The organism is Pseudoxanthomonas fibrivorans (assembly GCF_041464125.1).
In the GTDB taxonomy this organism is placed as follows: domain Bacteria; phylum Pseudomonadota; class Gammaproteobacteria; order Xanthomonadales; family Xanthomonadaceae; genus Pseudoxanthomonas.
The window spans coordinates 2,008,574-2,028,211 of the sequence record NZ_JBGNUG010000001.1; the positions used below are offsets into that span (position 1 = coordinate 2,008,574).

22 protein-coding genes are annotated in these 19,638 nt (G+C 67.0%); 13 read left to right on the forward strand and 9 right to left on the reverse strand.

Going from position 1 to position 19,638, the window contains the following annotated elements:
- Positions 1–15: 15 nt before the first annotated feature.
- The gene (locus tag ACA089_RS09170; protein WP_372015999.1) at positions 16–645 is read right to left on the reverse strand and encodes a CoA transferase subunit B; all 630 of its coding nucleotides are present in this window, start codon (positions 643–645) and stop codon (positions 16–18) included.
- Positions 645–1,358: a CoA transferase subunit A gene (locus tag ACA089_RS09175; protein ID WP_372016002.1), complete on the reverse strand. Its 714-nt coding sequence runs from the start codon at positions 1,356–1,358 to the stop codon at positions 645–647. The genes ACA089_RS09170 and ACA089_RS09175 overlap by 1 nt, the downstream gene beginning before the upstream one ends.
- A 164-nt stretch (positions 1,359–1,522) precedes the next feature.
- On the opposite strand from ACA089_RS09175, the gene ACA089_RS09180 reads away from it, so the two are divergent.
- Both ACA089_RS09180 and ACA089_RS09185 read left to right on the forward strand, forming a co-directional pair.
- Complete coding sequence (locus tag ACA089_RS09180) at positions 1,523–2,869, forward strand: phosphohexomutase domain-containing protein (RefSeq protein ID WP_372016005.1); 1,347 nt, start codon at positions 1,523–1,525, stop codon at positions 2,867–2,869.
- Between the two features lie 22 nt (positions 2,870–2,891).
- On the forward strand, positions 2,892–4,295 hold the full coding sequence (locus ACA089_RS09185; RefSeq protein WP_372016008.1) for a mannose-1-phosphate guanylyltransferase/mannose-6-phosphate isomerase: 1,404 nt from the start codon (positions 2,892–2,894) through the stop codon (positions 4,293–4,295).
- A 96-nt stretch (positions 4,296–4,391) separates the two neighbouring features.
- Here the strand turns inward: ACA089_RS09185 and rfbD are convergent, their stop codons facing one another.
- Genes rfbD through rfbB form a run of 4 tightly spaced genes read right to left on the reverse strand, consistent with a single transcriptional unit; the run spans position 4,392 to position 7,799 of the window.
- Positions 4,392–5,306, reverse strand: coding sequence for a dTDP-4-dehydrorhamnose reductase (gene rfbD, locus ACA089_RS09190; protein WP_372016011.1), 915 nt, complete (start codon positions 5,304–5,306; stop codon positions 4,392–4,394).
- Entirely contained in the window at positions 5,303–5,860 is a 558-nt protein-coding gene (gene rfbC / locus ACA089_RS09195; protein ID WP_372016014.1) for a dTDP-4-dehydrorhamnose 3,5-epimerase, read from the reverse strand. Before rfbC ends, rfbD begins: the two co-directional genes overlap by 4 nt.
- Positions 5,857–6,747 carry a glucose-1-phosphate thymidylyltransferase RfbA gene (rfbA, locus tag ACA089_RS09200; RefSeq protein WP_372016016.1) on the reverse strand — a complete coding sequence of 297 codons (891 nt, stop codon included), beginning with the start codon at positions 6,745–6,747 and terminating at the stop codon, positions 5,857–5,859. Before rfbA ends, rfbC begins: the two co-directional genes overlap by 4 nt.
- Complete coding sequence (gene rfbB, locus ACA089_RS09205; RefSeq protein WP_372016019.1) at positions 6,744–7,799, reverse strand: dTDP-glucose 4,6-dehydratase; 1,056 nt, start codon at positions 7,797–7,799, stop codon at positions 6,744–6,746. The genes rfbA and rfbB overlap by 4 nt, the downstream gene beginning before the upstream one ends.
- Before the next feature lie 229 nt (positions 7,800–8,028).
- Here rfbB and ACA089_RS09210 point away from each other — a divergent pair, with 229 nt between their 5' ends.
- The 11 genes from ACA089_RS09210 (at position 8,029) to ACA089_RS09260 (ending at position 17,562) form a co-directional block, all read left to right on the forward strand.
- Positions 8,029–8,775, forward strand: a complete 747-nt coding sequence (locus ACA089_RS09210) for an electron transfer flavoprotein subunit beta/FixA family protein (RefSeq protein WP_372016021.1) — start codon at positions 8,029–8,031, stop codon at positions 8,773–8,775.
- Entirely contained in the window at positions 8,775–9,716 is a 942-nt protein-coding gene (locus ACA089_RS09215; protein ID WP_372016024.1) for an electron transfer flavoprotein subunit alpha/FixB family protein, read from the forward strand. The genes ACA089_RS09210 and ACA089_RS09215 overlap by 1 nt, the downstream gene beginning before the upstream one ends.
- 89 nt (positions 9,717–9,805) lie before the next feature.
- Positions 9,806–10,738 carry a glycosyltransferase family 2 protein gene (locus ACA089_RS09220; RefSeq protein WP_372016027.1) on the forward strand — a complete coding sequence of 311 codons (933 nt, stop codon included), beginning with the start codon at positions 9,806–9,808 and terminating at the stop codon, positions 10,736–10,738.
- Positions 10,735–11,505 (forward strand): hypothetical protein, encoded by a 771-nt coding sequence (locus tag ACA089_RS09225; RefSeq protein ID WP_372016029.1) that lies wholly within the window; start codon positions 10,735–10,737, stop codon positions 11,503–11,505. The genes ACA089_RS09220 and ACA089_RS09225 overlap by 4 nt, the downstream gene beginning before the upstream one ends.
- A 10-nt stretch (positions 11,506–11,515) precedes the next feature.
- Positions 11,516–11,794 carry a hypothetical protein gene (locus ACA089_RS09230; protein WP_372016032.1) on the forward strand — a complete coding sequence of 93 codons (279 nt, stop codon included), beginning with the start codon at positions 11,516–11,518 and terminating at the stop codon, positions 11,792–11,794.
- A complete protein-coding gene (locus ACA089_RS09235) occupies positions 11,791–12,468 on the forward strand; it encodes an SDR family NAD(P)-dependent oxidoreductase (protein WP_372016035.1) in 678 nt (225 codons plus the stop codon). Before ACA089_RS09230 ends, ACA089_RS09235 begins: the two co-directional genes overlap by 4 nt.
- Positions 12,468–13,760 (forward strand): class I adenylate-forming enzyme family protein, encoded by a 1,293-nt coding sequence (locus ACA089_RS09240; protein ID WP_372016038.1) that lies wholly within the window; start codon positions 12,468–12,470, stop codon positions 13,758–13,760. The genes ACA089_RS09235 and ACA089_RS09240 overlap by 1 nt, the downstream gene beginning before the upstream one ends.
- A 121-nt stretch (positions 13,761–13,881) precedes the next feature.
- On the forward strand, positions 13,882–14,250 hold the full coding sequence (locus ACA089_RS09245; RefSeq protein WP_372016041.1) for an EamA family transporter: 369 nt from the start codon (positions 13,882–13,884) through the stop codon (positions 14,248–14,250).
- A 132-nt stretch (positions 14,251–14,382) separates the two neighbouring features.
- A complete protein-coding gene (locus ACA089_RS09250) occupies positions 14,383–14,874 on the forward strand; it encodes a class I SAM-dependent methyltransferase (RefSeq protein WP_372016043.1) in 492 nt (163 codons plus the stop codon).
- Between the two features lie 19 nt (positions 14,875–14,893).
- A complete protein-coding gene (rffA, locus tag ACA089_RS09255; protein WP_372016046.1) occupies positions 14,894–16,024 on the forward strand; it encodes a dTDP-4-amino-4,6-dideoxygalactose transaminase in 1,131 nt (376 codons plus the stop codon).
- An 8-nt stretch (positions 16,025–16,032) separates the two neighbouring features.
- Positions 16,033–17,562, forward strand: coding sequence for a hypothetical protein (locus ACA089_RS09260; RefSeq protein ID WP_372016049.1), 1,530 nt, complete (start codon positions 16,033–16,035; stop codon positions 17,560–17,562).
- A gap of 25 nt (positions 17,563–17,587) precedes the next feature.
- Here the strand turns inward: ACA089_RS09260 and ACA089_RS09265 are convergent, their stop codons facing one another.
- From ACA089_RS09265 to ACA089_RS09275, 3 genes are all read right to left on the reverse strand, one after another.
- Positions 17,588–18,028 carry a hypothetical protein gene (locus ACA089_RS09265; RefSeq protein WP_372016052.1) on the reverse strand — a complete coding sequence of 147 codons (441 nt, stop codon included), beginning with the start codon at positions 18,026–18,028 and terminating at the stop codon, positions 17,588–17,590.
- A 100-nt stretch (positions 18,029–18,128) separates the two neighbouring features.
- Positions 18,129–19,145 carry an acyltransferase family protein gene (locus ACA089_RS09270; RefSeq protein ID WP_353687913.1) on the reverse strand — a complete coding sequence of 339 codons (1,017 nt, stop codon included), beginning with the start codon at positions 19,143–19,145 and terminating at the stop codon, positions 18,129–18,131.
- Positions 19,142–19,591 (reverse strand): hypothetical protein, encoded by a 450-nt coding sequence (locus tag ACA089_RS09275; RefSeq protein ID WP_372016055.1) that lies wholly within the window; start codon positions 19,589–19,591, stop codon positions 19,142–19,144. Before ACA089_RS09275 ends, ACA089_RS09270 begins: the two co-directional genes overlap by 4 nt.
- Positions 19,592–19,638 lie beyond the last annotated feature (47 nt).

Consider the following 19,638-nt stretch of genomic DNA (forward strand, 5'->3'; position numbering starts at 1 on the left):
CCACCCGCCACCTGGTCAGGCGACGAATACCACCCCGGTTTTTTCCGCCAGCTCCGCAGCGTCAACGCCGGGCGCGGATTCGACCAGCCTGAGCCCGGCATCGGTCACGTCGAACACCGCCAGCTCGGTGATGATCCGGTCGACCACACCCACGCCGGTCAGCGGCAGCGTGCACTCGGGCCGGATCTTGTGCTCGCCGTTCTTGGCGGTGTGCTCCATCAGCACCACCACGCGCTTGACCCCGGCCACCAGGTCCATTGCCCCGCCCATGCCCTTCACCATCTTGCCGGGCACCATCCAGTTGGCCAGGTCGCCCCGGTCGGTCACCTGCATCGCGCCGAGGATCGCCAGGTCGATGTGGCCGCCGCGGATCATCGCGAACGAATCGTGGCTGCCGAAGTAGCTGGCGCCCGCACGCGCGGTGACGGTCTGCTTGCCGGCGTTGATCAGGTCGGCGTCGACCTCGTCCTCGGTCGGGAACGGGCCGATGCCGAGCAGGCCGTTCTCCGACTGCAGCCACACGTCCACGCCCTCGGGGATGTGGTTGGCGACCAGGGTCGGCAGGCCGATGCCCAGGTTGACGTAGGCGCCGTCGGTCAGCTCGCGGGCGGCGCGCTGCGCCATCTCGTCGCGGGTCCAGGCCATCACTTGTTCTCCTGCTGGCGGATGGTGCGCTGCTCGATGCGCTTCTCGGGCGTCGGGTTGTGCACGATGCGGTCGACGTAGATGCCGGGCAGGTGGACCTGGTCCGGGTCGATCGCGCCGACCTCCACCACCTCCTCCACCTCGGCCACGCAGACCTTGCCGGCCATGGCACAGGCCGGGTTGAAGTTGCGCGCGGTCTTGCGGAACACCAGGTTGCCGGCCGTGTCCGCCTTCCATGCCTTGACCAGCGACACGTCGGCGACCAGCGCGGTCTCCATCACGTACTGCTTGCCGTCGAACTCGCGGGTTTCCTTGCCCTCGGCCACGACCGTGCCGTAACCGGTGGCGGTGAAGAACGCCGGGATGCCCGCGCCGCCGGCGCGCAGGCGTTCGGCCAGGGTGCCCTGCGGGTTGAACTCCAGTTCCAGTTCGCCGGCCAGGTACTGGCGCTCGAATTCCTTGTTCTCGCCCACGTAGGACGAAATCATCTTGCGGATCTGCCGGGTGGCCAGCAGCTGGCCCAGGCCGAAGCCGTCCACGCCCGCGTTGTTGGAGATGGCGGTGAGGCCCTTCACGCCCGAATCGCGCAGGGCCGCGATCAGCGCCTCGGGGATGCCGCACAGGCCGAAACCGCCGACCGCCAGCGTCTGGTCGTCGGCGACCAGGTCGGCGAGCGCGGATTTCGCGTCGGGATAGAGTTTGGAAGCGGCCATGCCTGCCCTCGTCTGGAGTTCCAAGACCCGGATTCTAGCGGCGCGTGCTGCGGCGCGACACGTACCTTCGGGCAATGGAGGGCGAGGCCGGCGTGCCGCCCCCGTGGGGCTGGGAACAGCACCGGAACGGCTAGAATCGTCGATCCGACCGCCCAGGTACCCCGATGCCACTGCCCGCCTTCAAAGCCTATGACATCCGCGGCCGCGTGCCGGACGAACTGGACGCCGAACTCGCGCGCCGGATCGGCGTGGCCCTCGCGGCCCGGCTCGGTGATGGCCCGGTTGTCCTGGGCCACGACGTGCGGCTGAGCAGCCCGGGGCTTCAGGCGGCACTGTCGGCCGGTCTGCGCAGCCAGGGCCGCGACGTGCTGGACATCGGCCTGTGCGGGACCGAGGAGGTCTATTTCCAGGTCGACCACCTGGGTGCCGCCGGCGGCGTGATGGTGACCGCCAGCCACAACCCGATGGACTACAACGGGATGAAGCTGGTGAAGGAGCACGCCCGCCCCATCTCCTCCGACACGGGACTGTTCGCGATTTCCGACGCGGTCCAGGCGGACGACGCGCCCGCGGCCCCACCCGTCGCCGGCGAACAGGTGCATGCGGACAAGTCCGCGTACATCGCCCACCTGCTCGGCTACGTCGACGTGCCCGCGCTCAAGCCGCTGAAGCTGGTGGTCAACGCGGGCAACGGCGGCGCCGGCCCGATCGTGGACCTGCTCGCGCCGCACCTGCCGTTCGAGTTCGTGCGAGTGTTCCATGAGCCGGACGGCAGCTTTCCCAACGGCATCCCCAATCCTCTGCTGCCTGGCAACCGCCAGGCCACCGCGGACGCGGTGCGTCAGCACGGCGCCGATTTCGGCATCGCATGGGATGGTGACTTCGACCGTTGCTTCTTCTTCGACGAGGCCGGCCGCTTCATCGAGGGCTATTACCTGGTCGGCCTGCTCGCCCAGGCGATCCTGGCGAAGAATCCGGGGGGCAAGGTCGTCCACGACCCGCGGCTGGTCTGGAACACCATCGAACAGGTCGAGGAAGCCGGCGGCGTCCCGGTGCTGTGCAAGAGCGGGCACGCCTTCATCAAGGAGAAGATGCGCGCGGAGGACGCGGTGTACGGCGGCGAGATGAGCGCGCACCACTATTTCCGCGAATTCGCCTACGCCGACTCGGGGATGATCCCCTGGCTGCTCATCGCCGGCCTGGTCTCCGGCACCGGCCGCAGCCTTGGCGAACTGGTCGGCTCGCGGATGGACAAGTTCCCCTGCAGCGGCGAGATCAACTTCAGGGTGGCGGACGCCCAGGCGACCGTGGCCCGGGTGCTCGCCCACTACGCGCCGCAGTCGCCGGTGCTCGACCATACTGACGGCGTCAGCGCCGACTTCGGCCAATGGCGCTTCAACCTGCGCAGCTCCAACACCGAGCCGTTGTTGCGCCTGAACGTCGAGGCGCGTGGCGACGCCGGCCTGTTGCAGGCCCGCACGGACGATCTTTCCCAGCTGATCGCGAACTGACTCCAGAAACGGCGGTGTCGACATGAACGAACTCCTTCCCGTGATCCTGTCCGGTGGCTCCGGCACCCGGCTGTGGCCTCTTTCGCGCGAGGCCTATCCCAAGCAGTTCCTGCCACTGGCCGGCGAACTGACCATGCTGCAGGCCACCTGGCATCGGGTCGCGCCGCTGGCCGGGCGTGCGCCCCTGGTGGTGGCCAACGAGGAACATCGCTTCGTCGCCGCCGAACAGTTGCAGCAGGTCGGCGCGACGCCGCAGGCGATCCTGCTGGAGCCCGTCGGCCGCAATACCGCGCCCGCCATCGCCGTCGCCGCGCTCGAGGCCACCCGCGATGGCGACGATGCGGTCCTGCTGGTGCTGCCCTCGGACCACGTGATCAATGATGAAACGGCGTTCCAGCACGCGGTGAAGCAGGCTCTTCCGGCCGCGGTGGCCGGGAAGCTGGTCACGTTCGGAATCGTGCCGGCGGGTCCCGAAACCGGGTACGGCTACATCAAGGCCATGTCAGGCGCCGGCGTCCGCGCCGTGGAACGCTTCGTCGAGAAGCCCGATCTCGCCACCGCGCAGGCCTACGTCGCCTCGGGCGAGTACTTCTGGAACAGCGGCATGTTCCTGTTCAAGGCCTCGCGCTACCTGGCCGAGCTGCAGACGTTCAATCCCCGGATCCTGGACGCATCCCGGCGCGCCTGGGAGCAGGCCCGCCGCGACCTGGATTTCGTCCGCCTGGACAGGGACGCGTTCGCCGCGGTCCCATCCGATTCGATCGACTACGCGGTGATGGAAAAGACCGCCGACGCGGCCCTGGTTCCGCTGGATGCGGGCTGGAGCGACGTCGGTTCCTGGACCGCGCTGCGCGAGGTCTCCCGGCAGGACGCCGACGGCAACGCCCATCATGGCGACGTCATCGCCATCGATTGCCGCAATACCTATGCCTACGGCGAGCGCCTGGTCGCACTGGTCGGCCTGGACGACGTCATCGTCGTCGAAACGCCGGACGCGGTGCTGGTCGGCAACGGCCAGCGCATGCAGGAGGTCAAGGAAGTCGTCGCCCGCATCAAGCGCGAAGGGCGGGCGGAGGCCACCTGGCACCGCAAGGTCTACCGCCCGTGGGGCGCGTACGATTCCATCGACAACGGCGATCGCTTCCAGGTCAAGCGCATCACGGTCAAGCCCGGCGCCACCCTGAGCCTGCAGATGCACCATCACCGCGCCGAGCACTGGATCGTGGTGTCCGGCACCGCCGAAGTCACCCGCGGCGACGAGGTCATCCTGTTGACCGAGAACCAGAGCACCTACATCCCGCTGGGCGTGACCCACCGCCTGAAGAACCCCGGCAAGCTGCCGCTGGAGCTGATCGAGGTGCAGTCCGGCAGCTACCTGGGCGAGGACGACATCGTCCGGTTCGAGGACACCTACGGCCGGACCTGAGCGGAGCGGCGATCGAAGCCTGCCGCGCAGGCAGGCATGGGTCAGGGCCAGGCAGCTGGACCGGCCAGCACAGGTTCGACCCTGCGGTCGCTGGCCTCAGCGCGCCTGGACGAGCTCGTCGATCACCCGCGCGAGGGCCTGCCGCCAATCGGGCAACTCGACGCCGAAATCGCGCTCGAGGCCGGACGTATCCAGACGCGAATAAGCGGGTCGCTTGGCCGGAGTGGGATAGTCGGCCGTGGTGATCGGCACCACGCGCGGCGCGCGCGGCAACAGGCCGGCGGCGATGGCGTCCTCGAAGATCGCCTCGGCAAACCCGTGCCAGCTGGTTTCTCCTGCCGCCACCAGGTGCCAGGTACCGCTGGTCCGTGCGGAAGCCAATGCCTGCGAGAGCGCCATGGCGGTGACATCGGCGATAAGCGCCGCCGGTGTCGGCGAACCGACCTGGTCGGCGACCACGCGCAGTTCGTCGCGCTCGGAGCCCAGGCGCAGCATGGTCCGCAGGAAATTGTGGCCGTGCGCGGCGTACACCCAGGCCGTGCGCAGGATCAGGTGCTGGCCACCAGCGGCGCGCACCGCCTCCTCGCCCGCCAGCTTGCTGGCGCCGTACACGCCCAGCGGCGCTGTCGGCGCGTCCTCGCGGTAGGGCACGGCGCCCTGCCCGTCGAAGACGTAGTCGGTGGAGTAGTGGACGAACGGAACCGCGGCCCGCGCGCAGGCACGTGCCAGTGCGCCCGGTGCCTGCCCGTTGACCGCGAAGGCCGCCTCCTGATCGCTTTCGGCCTTGTCCACCGCGGTATAGGCGGCGGCATTGATCACCGCCGACGGCTTGATCCGGTCGACCAGTCGTTCCAGGCCGGCAAGATCGGCCAGGTCGACGGCCTGACAGGCGCTGCCGTCCTCCAGGCGCCCGTCCCGACTGGTTGCGACCACCTCGCCAAGCGGTTTCAGGCTGCGCAGCAACTCGCGGCCGACCTGGCCGGTGGCGCCGACCACCAGCAGCCGTGTCATGCGGCGTAGACCGGCAGGCGATCCGCGGGGACGTCGGCCAACAGCGGGGCATTGGCGTCCTTGGGCGACAGCAACGGAGCGGACAAGGGCCAGTCCACGCCGATGTCGCCGTCGTTCCAGCGCAAACCCGCATCGGCGTCCTTCACGTAGACGTCCGTGCACAGGTAGCTGAAGACCGCGCGCTCGGAGAGCACGGCGAAGCCATGCGCGAAGCCTTCCGGTATCCAGAACTGGCGACGGTTCTGCGCGCTCAGGACCACCGCTTCCCACCGGCCGAAGGTGGGCGAGCCGCGGCGTATGTCGACCGCCACGTCGTAGACTTCGCCTTCCAGGACGCCGACCAGCTTGCCCTGCGGGCGAGGCCACTGGTAATGCAGTCCGCGCAACACGCCCTTGACCGACGTGGACACGTTGCTCTGCACGAACTTCGCCGGCAAGCCGTGCTGTGCGAAACGCTCCGCGTTCCAGGTCTCGAAGAAGTCACCCCGTTCGTCGCCGAATACCGCCGGTTCGATTACCAGGCAGCCCGGCAGGCCGGTCTCGACCAGCTTCACCGGACCACCGTGCCACGCCGGGCCAGTTCGAGCAGGTACTGTCCGTAGCCGTTCTTGGCCAGCGGCGCGGCGAGCTTCTCCAGCGCAGCCACGTCGATCCAGCCATTGCCGAACGCGATTTCCTCGGGGCAGCACACGCGCAGGCCCTGTCGTGCCTCGATCGTCTCGATGAACGTCGAAGCCTCCAGCAACGACTGGTGCGTGCCGGTATCGAGCCAGGCATAGCCCCGGCCCAACTGCTCAAGGTAGAGCTGGCCGTCCTCGAGGTAGCGCTTGTTGAGGTCGGTGATCTCCAGCTCCCCGCGCGGCGACGGCTTCAGTTCGGCGGCATAGTCGCTGGCCTTGCCGTCGTAGAAATACAGGCCGGTCACCGCATAGTTGGAACGCGGCTGGGCCGGCTTCTCCTCGATGCCGACCACCCGGCCCTGCGCATCGAAATCCGCCACCCCGTAACGCTCCGGGTCGCGCACCCAGTAGCCGAACACGGTCGCGCCGTCCTTCCGCGCATCGGCGCGCTTGAGCAGGGCGGTCAGGCCATGGCCATGGAAGATGTTGTCGCCGAGCACCAGGCAGCTGGGCTGGCCGGCGACGAACTCGCGCCCGATCAGGTACGCCTGCGCCAGCCCGTCCGGGCTGGGCTGCACCGCGTACTCGATGCGCATGCCCCATTGCGAGCCGTCGCCCAGCAGCGCCTGGAACAGCGCCTGCTCGTGCGGGGTGTTGATGATCAGCACTTCGCGGATGCCCGCCAGCATCAGCACGCTGAGCGGGTAGTAGATCATCGGCTTGTCGTAGACCGGCAGCAGCTGCTTGCTGATCGCGCGGGTGATCGGGTACAGGCGGGTGCCGGAACCGCCGGCCAGGATGATGCCCTTGCGCGCGCTCACGCGGCCACCCCGATGCGCTCCAGGCGGTAGCTGCCGTCCAGCACGCGCTGCACCCAGTCCTGGTGTTCGAGGTACCAGTCCACGGTGGTCGCGATGCCCTGTTCGAACGTATACCGCGGCTCCCAGCCAAGCTCGTCCTTCAGCTTGGAAGCGTCGATCGCGTAACGGCGGTCATGCCCCGGGCGATCGGCCACGTAGGTGATCTGGCTGCTGCGCGGCTGGCCGTCCTCGCGCGGTCGGCGCTGGTCCAGCAGGGCGCAGATCGCCTGCACCACCTCGATGTTCTGCTTCTCGGAGTTGCCGCCGACGTTGTAGGTCTCGCCCACCCGTCCCTTGGCCAGCACGGTGCGGATGGCCTCGCAGTGGTCGGCCACGAACAGCCAGTCGCGCACCTGCTTGCCGTCGCCGTAGACCGGCAGCGGCTCGCCGGCCAGCGCCTTGGCGATCACCAGCGGGATCAGCTTCTCGGGGAAGTGGTACGGACCGTAGTTGTTGGAGCAGTTGGTGGTCAGTACCGGCAATCCGTAGGTGTGGTGGAAGGCGCGGACCAGGTGGTCGGACGCGGCCTTGGAGGCGGAGTACGGGGAGTTGGGCGCATACGGGGTCGTCTCCGAGAACTTGCCGGTCTCGCCCAAGGTGCCGTAGACCTCATCGGTGGACACGTGCAGGAAGCGGAATGCGTCCCTGGCGGCACCCTCCAGGCCCTTCCAGTGGTCGCGCACGGCCTCCAGCAGGCCCAGGGTGCCGACCACGTTGGTCTGGACGAACGCGGCCGGCCCGTCGATCGAGCGGTCCACGTGGCTCTCGGCGGCGAAGTTCACCACCGCATCGGGGCGGTGCTCGGCCAGCAGCCGGGCCACCAGCTCCCGGTCGCCGATGTCGCCGTGGACAAATACGTGGCCAGGATGGCCTTCGAGCGAGGACAGCGTGTCCAGGTTGCCCGCATAGGTCAGTGCGTCGAGATTGACGACCCGCACCCCCCTGGCGACCGCCTCGAGTACGAAATTGCCGCCGATGAAGCCGGCTCCGCCGGTGACCAACCAAGTTGCCAAGCAAGACTCCTAATCCGCGGGCGGAGCTGAAAATCCAGGGGCCGTTAGCATAGCGTCTCCGGGTTGAACCGATCGGGTCGGAGGGCGCGGAAACCTTGAGCCCGGTCCCGGAAGACGGAGACCATACCCGATCGCATGGACCCCCTCCACCCGGTAGAATCGGCGGTCCGCCCCGGGCCTGCCGCCGCGGCCGGGCCGTCCCAAGCCATCCGGAAGGAATCCCCGCACGATGAAGATCCTGGTCGCCTACAAGCGCGTGGTGGACTACAACGTCCGCATCCAGGTCAAGCCGGACGGCTCCGGCGTGGTCACCGAGGGCGTCAAGCTCTCGCCCAACCCGTTCGACGAGATCGCCCTGGAAGAAGCCCTGCGCCTGCGCGACAAGGGCATCGCCACCGAGGTCGTGGTCGCCACGATCGCCCCGGCCGACGCCCAGGCCCACCTGCGCAACGGCCTGGCGATGGGCGCGAACCGGGCCATCCACGTGGTCGCCGACCAGCCGGTCCAGCCGCTGGCCGCCGCCCGCACCCTGCTCCGGCTGGTCGAGAAGGAGCAGCCTGACCTGGTGATCCTGGGCAAGCAGGCCATCGACGACGACGCCAACCAGACGGGCCAGATGCTGGCCACGCTGTGGGGCCGCCCGCAGGCCACGTTCGCCTCGAAGGTCGAGGTGGCGGAGGGCAAGGCCACGGTCACCCGCGAAGTGGACGCCGGGCTGGAAACCCTCGAGGTCGACCTGCCCGCCGTCGTCACCACCGACCTGCGCCTGAACGAGCCGCGCTTCATCAAGCTGCCGGACATCATGAAGGCCAAGGGCAAGCCGCTGGAGACGCTCCCGTTCGCCGATCTCGGCGTGGACGCCGGTGCCGAACTGAAGACCACGACCTACGCCCCGCCCGCGAAGCGCAGCAAGGGCGTCATGGTGAAGGACGCGGCCGAACTGGTCGCCGCACTGAAGCAGAAGGGGTTGCTGTGATGGCCAAGGTCCTGATCGTCGCCGAACACCTGGACGGCAAGCTCAACGCGTCCACCGCGCGCACCGTCAGCGCCGCCCAGGCGCTGTCGCCCGAGGCCATCGACGTGGTCGTGCTGGCCGCCGATCCGGCCCCGGTGGCCGCCGAAGCGGCGCAGATTGCCGGTGTCGCGCGCGTCCTGGCCGTGGCCAACCCGGCCAATGCCCATGCCCTGGCCCAGGTGCTCGGCCCGCAGGTCGCGCAGCTGGCCGCCGGCTACAGCCACGTCTTCGGTCCATCCACCACCTTCGGCAAGGACCTGATGCCGGTGGTCGCCGCGCTGCTCGGCGTCAACCAGGTGTCCGACCTGATGGCGGTCGAGGGCAGCCACACCTTCAAGCGGCCGATCTACGCCGGCAACGCGGTCATCACGGTGCAGGCACCCGCCGACCAGCCGGTCGTCGCCACCGTGCGCACCGCCTCCTGGCCGGAAGCAGGCAAGGGCGGCAGCGCTCCGGTCGAGCCGGCCAGCGCCGACGCCACCCTGCCCTCGCACACCCGCTGGGTCGGCCTGGCCGCCGGCAGCTCCGACCGCCCCGACCTGCAGAGCGCGCGCCGCGTCGTCTCCGGCGGCCGCGGCGTCGGCTCGGAAGAGAACTTCCGCATCGTCTACAGCCTGGCCGACAGGCTGGGCGCGGCGGTGGGCGCTTCGCGCGCCGCGGTCGACGCCGGTTATTGCCCCAACGAGATGCAGGTCGGCCAGACCGGCAAGATCATCGCCCCGGAGCTGTACGTGGCGATCGGCATTTCCGGCGCGATCCAGCACCTGACCGGCATCAAGGACGCCGGCACGATCGTGGCGATCAACAAGGACCCGGAAGCGGCGATCTTCGAAGTGGCCGACATCGGGCTGGTGGGCGACCTGTTCCAGCTGCTGCCGGAACTGGAAGAACGGCTAGGGTGATGCGGACTCGGGCCCGGGAGCAGGTTCCCGGCAACCAGGCAACATCGGACTCGCCCGCCGTTCCGATCGCCGCTCAGTAGGACACATTAATGCGGAAGCCGCATATCTCTGTTGTAGTCCCCGTCTATGGCTGTGTCGGCTGCCTCGAGGAGCTCGCCCAGCAAATCGCGGTTGCAATGCGCAGCGTTGACCAGGATCACGAACTGATCTTCGTGGACGACGCCAGCCCTGATGGCGCATGGTCGCGCATCCATGAGCTGGCCAGCCTGCACCCCGAGATCCGCGGAGTACGCCTCTCGCGCAATTTCGGGCAACACCCGGCGATCACCGCGGGACTCTCCGCCAGCCGTGGCGAATGGGTGGTCGTGATGGATTGCGACCTGCAGGATCCCCCGGCCGCAATCCCCGATCTGTATCGGCGCGCGCGCCATGACGGACTCGATGTGGTCTTCGCGCAACGCCAGAACCGCAAGGATTCGATCCCCAAGCGCCTGTCGTCCTGGGGCTTCTTCAAGATCCTGAGCTGGTTGACGGGCATCCCGCAGGACAGCAGCACCGCGAACTTCGGCATTTTCCAGCGCAAGGTCATCGATGCCGTCCTTCAGATGCCGGAGCGCGACAAGTGCTTCCCCCTGATGGTCAAGTGGGTCGGCTTCAAGACAGCCACCATGCCGGTCGAACACGCAAGGCGGCAGGAGGGAAAGAGCAGCTATAGCCTGCGGCGCCTGCTCCGCCTGGCACTCGAGATTTCGCTCAGCTATTCCGAGAAGCCGCTGAGGGTGGTGGCCGTTTCAGGGATGATCGCGGCGCTGCTGTCATTCTTCCTCACGGGTTTTGCGGTTACGCAATGGCTTGCCGGCGATGTGGCAGTAGCCGGCTTCACCAGCATCATCGCCTCGCTCTGGCTGGTGGCCGGCCTGATCCTCTTCAGCCTCGGCATCGTCGGCCTGTACGTGGGACAGGTTTTCCGTAATGCCCAGCGGCGCCCGAGCTTTATCATCAGCGAGTTCGCTGAACGATGAGCGAACGCATCCTGCATAGCGGTTCGAACCAAGCCCGGGTCCGCCTGACACCCTGGGACGAACGCGCATTCGGCTTCAGGACCGCCGAAATACTGAAGATCGAAGGCACCGACCATCTCGACCCACTGATAGCCATGGTGGACGAATGGATGACCGGCGAGGGCGTTCGCTACTCTTTCGGACGCATCGGCGCCGACGCCGCGACCCAGCGACAGTCCCTCCAGGAAGCCGGTTACCAATTCATCGAGACGTCGCTGATGGTCGGCAGGCCCCGCACAGAACAATGGCCTCGCGTGCCGGGGTCCCTGCAACTGCACAGCAGCCTGGCGCAGTCCTCGCACCTGGACGACCTGGCAAGAATCGGCGTAGAGGATTTTGCGCACGGCCGCTTTCTCGAGGATCCGACGCTGGACAGTGACCTCGCCCACCTACGCACGGCTAACTGGATTTCGGACCTGGCCCGCAACCGCCAACTGCATGGTATATCCCTGAACGACACTCTGGTGGGTTTCTGCGCGGATAGTATCGACGCGGAGACCCACACGGCGAACCTCATCCTCTATGGTGTGTCTTCACGCTATCCGATGCTGGCCCTCCCGCTATGGATCAATGCGCTGCAGCGGCTCAACCAGCAGGGGGCGAAGCGCTACCAGGCCATGCTGTCGGCCGCCAACGTGCCTGTCATCAACCTTTACCTCAAGCTTGGGTTTCAGGTCGTGTCAACACATTTCGGCTTCAGGAAATGGCATCCAAATCCACATGAATGACGGAGCATCAATGAACGATCTCACCCCGCGCATCTTCGCCCTCATCGGGTCGCTTTCCGAGTTCGAAGCCGAGGTAACCGCCGACACCGCCCTGATCGGCGACGGGCGGATCCTGGACTCGATCAAGCTCGTTGAGCTTTGTGTCGAGCTGGAGGACCTGGCCGGAGAGAACGGCTTCGTGTTCGACTGGACGTCGGAAACTGCCATGTCCCGCTCCCGCAGCATGTTCCGGAGCGCCGGAGCGCTTGCGGCGGAGTTTTCCAGCCAGCAGGCGGCGGCCCGCGCATGATACTGGTCACCGGCGCGAGCCGCGGCCTTGGCGCTGCAGTCTGCGACCACCTCCGGGCTCGGGGAAAGGACGTCCTTGGCATCGCACGAGGTCATTCCGACGCCATGTATCCACGGCACGAGATGGATGTGACCTCCTATGAGGGTTGGCGTGACCTGGCCAGTCGCCTGCGCAAGGATAAGGTCGAGGTCGAGGCTCTGCTCAATGTCGCCGGCGTCGCATCGATGAACCTGGCAGTGACCACCCCGGAAGCCGTGACCCGCCGGGTCATCGAAACCAACCTGATGGGCTCGATCTTCGCTTGCCAGACGATCGCCCCCCTGATGCTCCGCAACAAGAAGGGGGTGATCATCAACTTCAGCACGATTGCTGTCCATCTCGGGCTGAAGGGCGAGTCCATCTACGTGGCGTCAAAGGCCGGCGTGGAGGGATTCTCGCGCGCTTTCGCGCGGGAAATGGCCGACTTCGGGATCACGGTCAACTGCATCGCGCCCGGCCCCATCCGCACGGGATTGCTCAAGGGAATCAGCGACGCGCAGATCGATGCCATCGTCCAGCAACAGATCTTCCGCAGAGTTTTCGATTCCGACGCCGTATGCGATACGGTCGACATGTTGTTGTCCGGTTCCGCACGCGCGGTAACCGGCCAGGTGATTCACATCGGAGGAGCCTGATGACGCTCGTTTCACGACTTTCTGAACGCTGGAAAGGCATCAGCACGCCGTTCCTTGTCTACGGCGATCGCGAACTGCACTTCTCGGACATCGAGCAGGACCAGAGCATCGACTTAAGCCAGGTCAGGCCCGGCGATGTGGTCGCGCTCATTGGCGACTTCGAACCTGCATCGATTTCCGCGCTGCTGCGCCTTATCGACCTCAACGCGATCCTCGTGCCGCTCACCCGCGAAACGGCACACGATCACGAGTATTTCTTCGACACGGCGGGCGTTGACGTTGTCGTTGACGGGACTCGCACTCACCGCCGGACGAATGCCGGCGCCAATCCGCTGGTCGAGCAGTTGCGTGAGCAGCGCCACGCGGGCCTGGTCCTATTCTCCACCGGGACCACCGGGCGCCCGAAGGCAATCCTGCATGACATGACGCTGTTCCTGCGCCGATTCGAAACACCGCGCCCAACCTTTCGCACACTCAACTTCCTCCTGTTTGACCATATTGGTGGGATCAACACACTGCTGCACACGATCTTCAATCGCGGCGTGGTGATATCCCCCACGGACCGCACCGTTTCTGGCGTGCTGGAAACCTGCCGTCGCTACGAGGTGGAGGTCTTGCCGACCACTCCGACGTTCCTGCGCATGATCCTCATGAGTGGTCTCACGCGGACGTTTCCGCCTTCGGTGAGGGTGATCACGTACGGCACCGAGCGCATGGACCAACCGACGTTGCAAGAACTCTGCGACCTGCTTCCGGACGTGGATTTCCGGCAGACGTTTGGAATGTCGGAGCTCGGCATCCTGCGGGTCAAATCGGAGGCTCGCGACAGCCTGTTCATGAAGATCGGCGGTGAAGGCGTCGAGACCCGGATCGACGACGGCGTATTGAAGATCAAGTCATCCACGCGCATGCTTGGATACTTGAACGCACCCAGTCCTTTTGACGCGGACGGCTGGTACGACACCAAGGACATCGTCGAGTCACGCGATGGCATGATCAAGGTGACCGGGCGAGTAAGCGACGTGATCAATGTGGGCGGACTGAAGTTCATGCCGTCCGAGATCGAGCGCCACGCGCTCGAGTTTCCTGGTGTCTCACAAGCAAAGGCCGTGGCCAGGAACAATCCCATCACCGGCCAGCACGTCGAGCTCCTCGTCGAGGAGAACCAGGGGGCCGAGGTGGACCTCGCTGGGCTACGGCAGTTCCTCGCCGAACGGCTCCAGCCGCACATGCGGCCGCACCGGGTGAAACTTGGCACGGTCCAAGTCGGGCATCGATTCAAGAAATCCTGAGATGCCGCGCAAGTGGGCATGATCAGGCTTTCTCCCCGGCTCGCCAGGCTTCGTGCCTTGGGAACTCTTAAACAATCAGCTTGTGGGCAATGCCAGACGGCTACGCGCAGGAAACACGTCAATGAGTTATGTCTTCATCGCATTAACCGTGCTGCTGACTGTCTATGGGCAGGTCGTGCTCAAATGGCAGGTGGGGCTGAACCCTGGGGCGACCATCGAGAACCTCAACCTCCGCGCCCTGGTCACCCTCCTGCTCAACCCCTGGGTGATCAGCGCGTTCGCCGCGGCATTCGGCGCCTCGCTGTTCTGGATGGCCGCCATCGGCAGGATGCCGCTGAGCAAGGCGTATCCCTTCACCGCGCTGAGTTTCCCCCTGGTGGCGGTGATCTCGATGTGGGCCTTCCGGGAGGGAATGGACTGGCATAAGATCGCCGGCACGTCGCTGATCATCGCCGGCGTCATCGTACTTTCCCGCTCGGGCGCCCCTTGAAATGGCACAACAGACCGACGGCCTCCATGCGGTCCTCTCGAATCCGGCCGTGTACGACTTCGTACAGGCGGTCTTCGGCGCGGGGAGATCCAGGCGGCTGCTGGTACTGGACCATATCCGGGCCGAACCGACGTGATACTCGACATCGGCTGCGGCACCGGGGAGCTGCTGGAGGTCCTCCCGCGGGGGATCGACTACCACGGCTTCGATCCCTCCCCACGCTACATCGATGCCGCGCGCGCTCGCCACCCTGGCCATGGCACGTTCGAATGCATGGATATCGCCGACTACCACCCGACCGATGGCGCGCCCGCCGCGGACATCGTGCTGGCGATCGGCGTCCTGCACCACCTGGACGACGACCTCGCGGCAAAGCTTCTCCGCACGGCGCGCGACCAGCAGAGGCCGGGAGCACGCTCCGTGTCCCTCGACGGCACCCTGGTGGACGACCAATCGGCCATCGGTCGGGCGCTGGTGCTGCGCGACCGCGGCCAGAACATCCGCGCCCCCGGGGCCTACACCAGCCTGGCGCACGAGGCATTCGAGCGGGTCGATACGCACATACGTAGCGACCTGCTGCGCATCCCATACACGCACTGCATCCTCGAATGCACGCGCCTGTAACTTCCCAGGAGAAATCCGCTTGATCCCTTTCAACAAGCCGTTCATGGCGGGCGGCGAGCTGGCCAACATCACGGAAGCCCATCGCGTCGGCCACCTTTCCGGCGACGGCCCGTTCACCCGTCGCTGCCACCAGGAGCTCCAGCGGATCTGCGAGGTCCCCAAGGCCCTGCTGACGCACTCGTGCACGGCGGCGCTGGAGATGGCGGCCATCCTGCTCGACCTCCAGCCCGGCGACGAAGTGATCATGCCTTCGTTCACCTTCGTTTCCACCGCCAACGCGTTCGTGCTCCGGGGTGCGGTGCCGGTGTTCGTCGATATCCGTGCCGACACCCTCAACCTGGACGAAACCAGGATCGAGGCAGCGATCACCCCCCGGACCCGCGCCATCTGCGTCGTGCATTACGCCGGCGTGTCCTGCGAGATGGATGCGATCCTGGCGATCGCGGCGCGGCATGGCCTGAAAGTCGTCGAGGACGCCGCGCAGGGGATCTACTCCAGCTACCGCGGCAAGCCCCTCGGCGGGCTCGGAGACTACGGCGCGCTGAGCTTCCACGAGACCAAGAACGTGATCTCCGGCGAAGGCGGTGCGCTGCTGGTGCGTGACGCCGGCAATGCCGAGCGCGCGGAGATCATCCGCGAGAAGGGCACCAACCGCAGCCGATTCCTGCGCGGGCAGGTGGACAAGTACACCTGGGTCGACGTCGGCTCCTCCTATCTGCCCAGCGAACTGCTGGCGGCCTTCCTCCAGGCCCAGCTCGAGCATGGCGAGGAGATCACCCGGCGCAGGCTGGCCATCTGGGACCGCTACCACGCCTGGGCCGAGCCGTACGAATGCAAGGGAGTGCTCCGGAGGCCCGTCGTTCCCTCGCACTGCGAGCACAACGCGCACATGTACTACCTGCTGTTGCCCGACCTCGAGGCACGCACGGAGTTCATCGCCAGGATGAAGGCCGATGGCGTGGGGACCGTCTTCCACTACGTGCCGCTGCATGCGTCGCCCGCCGGGCAGCGCCTTGCGCGCGCGCACGGTGACATGGCCAATACCGACGGATTGAGCGAGCGGCTGGTCCGCCTGCCCCTGTGGGTCGGCGTGGACGAGCACTTCGAGACGATCTTCGATTCGGCCGACCGCGCACTGGCATCACTTTGAAGGCGGCGATGGACAGCGTCCAGGTGGTGGGCCCGGCTCCGGCCGCGGGCGCCGGATGGCGTGGGAGGGGCGCGCATCTGCTCGTGCTCGCCGCCGTGCTGCTCAGCTTCGGCAACGCGGCCGCCTACATCGCCTATGCGTCCAATCCCCTGGCCGTGGCCGACGCCTGGTACTTCATCAATGCGTTTCTCGCCAAGGCTTACGACGGCGGGTTCGACCTCGTCGACCTCTACGTCAAGCGCCCCGGCGCCGACCATGCGCAACCCCTGCAGAAGCTGCTCCTGCTTGCCAATGCCCGGTGGTTCGGCCTCGATTTCGTGGTCGAGTCGTACATGGGCTTGGCGATGGCCCTGGCGACATTCCTCGCGCTGTGGCGGATCACGTCCGTCGATGCGCGCGCGAGGGGCCTCGACCCGTGGCTGCACGCAGCCCTGTGCGGGGCGATGGCCGGCTTCTTCGTTTCGCTCAACGCGGGCTCGGTCTTCAACTGGTCGCTGGTGACCCTCGGGTACCTGCCGCACCTGTTCCTGGTCCTGGCGGCCGCGGCATGCTGGCGCAGCCTGCATGGCCGGGGCGGCGGCATGTTCGCCCTGGCATTCGGGCTCATGGCGTTCACGCTGGACAACATGGCGATGATCACCGGCGCCGCGCTGCTGGCCAGCGCCGCCCTGGCCTGCGCCAGGGAGAAACTGCCGCCGCGCAGGCTGGCACTGGTCGCCGCGCTGGTGGCAGCGCCGCTTGTGGCCTATGCGATGGCGAGCCGGTTCTACCTGCACGCCGGCCTGGCGGTCGATCCTGGCGGCGCCCCGGTCTCGCTGGCACTGCTGCTGTCCCATGCACCGAAGATGCTGACGGGCGTGCTGGCCTCATCGGTGGCCTACCCGCTTCCGTTGCAGTTCTATCTGGATGCGACCGGCGCGTCCAAGGTGGAGGGAGTACTCGGCGTCGCCTTGGCCCTGGCCCACCTGTGGTTCTGGTGGGCGGCGTTGCGGAAACCCTGGAACCGGACCATGTTCGTCGCGGTGTCCATGATGCTTACCCTGTATGCATCGGTCGCCGGCATCCTTTACGGGCGAGTCCCCACTTTCGGTCCCGAGTACATCTACCAGCCGCGCTACGTCCTCACGTACCAGATGGGACCGGTAGCCCTGATCCTGATGCTGCTGGGAACGCTCCGTCCGCCCGGCTCTGCAGGTACCCGTGCGCTGGCGGCGGCCTTGCTGTGCGCCACGCTGGCGCTGCAGGTGATGCTCTCCCGCTACAGCTGGGACGAGGCCCGCTACATCCAGGGCTACATCCACACGATGGCGCGCCAGATGTACCTGATGGGACTGGATCCCGAAGCGCCGCTGGCCTCATGCGTGCCGAACCTGAGCGTATGCGAGTACCCGGTCGCGGAACGCGTCCAGGCGATCGAGTTCCTGCGCGACCACCATCTCAATGCCTACTCGCCATCGATCCTGCGCCGCTATCGACTCGAGGCCGTCGCCAGCGCCCCGCACGGATATCGCGTCGTCGAGCGCCCGGAAAGCCAGTGAGCGCGGATGGGCTGCGCAGCCCTGCTCAGCATCCGACCCCGGCAACGGCAAGCTCGGCCAACAGGCGGCCATCGGCGTCGTCCCGCAGGTGGAAACTCTGGCCCGGGCGTATCCACGGCCCGACCTCGACCGTACCTTCGGGTCCGTACTGCGCGAAGGGTTTTTCGCCGCCCCCGGGATCCGAAACGAAGATGTTGACCACGCGCGCGCCGCTTTCCTGCAGATGCCAGTGCAGGCGGATGGTGGCATTGCCGGCGTCGCATTCGCGGACCGCATCGGGCACCGCGCAGAACCGGCACGAGTCGCTGTAGGCGGAAGGGGTCAGGACCTGGTAGTCGCCCGGGGCAGGAGGCGGCGCCGGCGCCCGGCTGCAGCCGCTGGCGCCGGCCAGCAACAGCAACCAGGCCGCAGCGCCGGGCTTCATCCATGACCGGCCGCGAGCGGCCATCGACTTTCCACTGTTCATGGGCACTCCTGGCCTGCAATGGCAGCCGTGTACGACCGTCCGCCCGGCGCCGCCGGCCCGGTGCGACCGCATGCCGCGGGGCGATCGGCGGCGCAGCCCGTCAAGCGATGCCTCCGCTCCGGCCGCCACCCAGCGCGTCCCCCGGGGCCTTGCGCTTGAGGCGGGACAGGGGCCGATCGATGAGGATGACGATCAGCCACGACAGCAGCAGGGTCACCGCAAAGGCCTGGAAGAAGAACTGGAGCGAACGCGAGGTGCCGCATGGGCACAGGAACCATGCCGCCACCGTGGTGTGTATGAGGTACACCGGATAGCTCATGTCCCCCAGCATCCTGTCCACCTGCCCGGATCGCTGCCGGTGCAGCGACACCACCATCCAGACGGACAGCGGCACCGAGACGTACAGTCCCCACACCCACGGCCATTCCGGCACGATCCACCAACCGAGCCCGTGCAGCAACCAGACGGCGGTGCTGATCCAGGGCGCGCTGAAGCGGTGCAGGGCATCGCGATAGTGGCAGGCGAGCGACCCGGCGGCGAACGGCAGCATGCATGGGAGGAACGTTGCGTAGCGCTCCCCGAAGGTCTCCACCACCACGCCGATCTGGAGGTTCAGCACGACGCCGATCACCAGCGCGAACCATGCCGTGCTGCGCGACCGCGCGAGGAGCGGCATCAGCAGGTAGAACCCGACCTCGATCGCCAGGGCGTTGGATACCGGGACTGGCAAGCCCCCGCGCTGGAAACCGGGGAACAGCGTCACCACATGCAGCCACTGCACCGTCCCTTCGGGCGTATAGAACTCGCCATTGATCACGCGCAGGTCTATCCCGTGCCGCCCGGCGTAGGCCAGCGTCGCCAGGCCTGCAATGACCGCCAGCCAGTACAGCGGGAATATCCGCATGAAGCGGTTGAAACCGTAGGAACGCAATCCCGCCGCGCTGAAACCGTAGCGCGTGCTCAGCACCAGCGTCATCAGGAACCCGCTGAGCACGAAGAACGCCCAGACGGCGTAGGCCGCATAGCCTTGGGTCATGTCGGCCCACAGGTGCGAGGCAGCCACGAGCGAAGCCAGCAACAGGCGGCAGGTACCGAATCCGAAGGATGGCAGCCTCATTCCACCGCCTCCCCGCCGCAAGGGCCCGCCTCGGCGCGCAACTCCACCAGGGATGCGCCGCTGGCCAGGTCCTCGATCGTCAGGACCGTGCCGTCCTTGACCCAGGGCCCGGTCACGCCTTGCCCGACCGCTCCGGCGTCCATCCACACCTTGCGTTCGCCACCATCCGGCCCGACGCGGATGCGCACGGCCACGACGCCGGGGCTGGAGATGTTCCAGTCGAGCGCGACGACGGCCGAACCGCCGCGACCGTCGACGCATGACACGCTTTCGACGCGGGCCTGCACCTTCGCGTCCGCCCCTGCCCTGATCACAAGCCGCATGGGTTCGGGCGTGCCTGCCGCCGGCGCCGGAGCGACCGCCGCCAGCTCCCTGCGTGCCGCCTCATCGGCCTTGCACTGGGCGATCTTCGCCTTGTCGCAGCAGCCCGAAAGCAGGAGCGCCATCGCCGCCGAAGCCACCCAGTAACGACCTCGTCCACCCGCTCTCAACA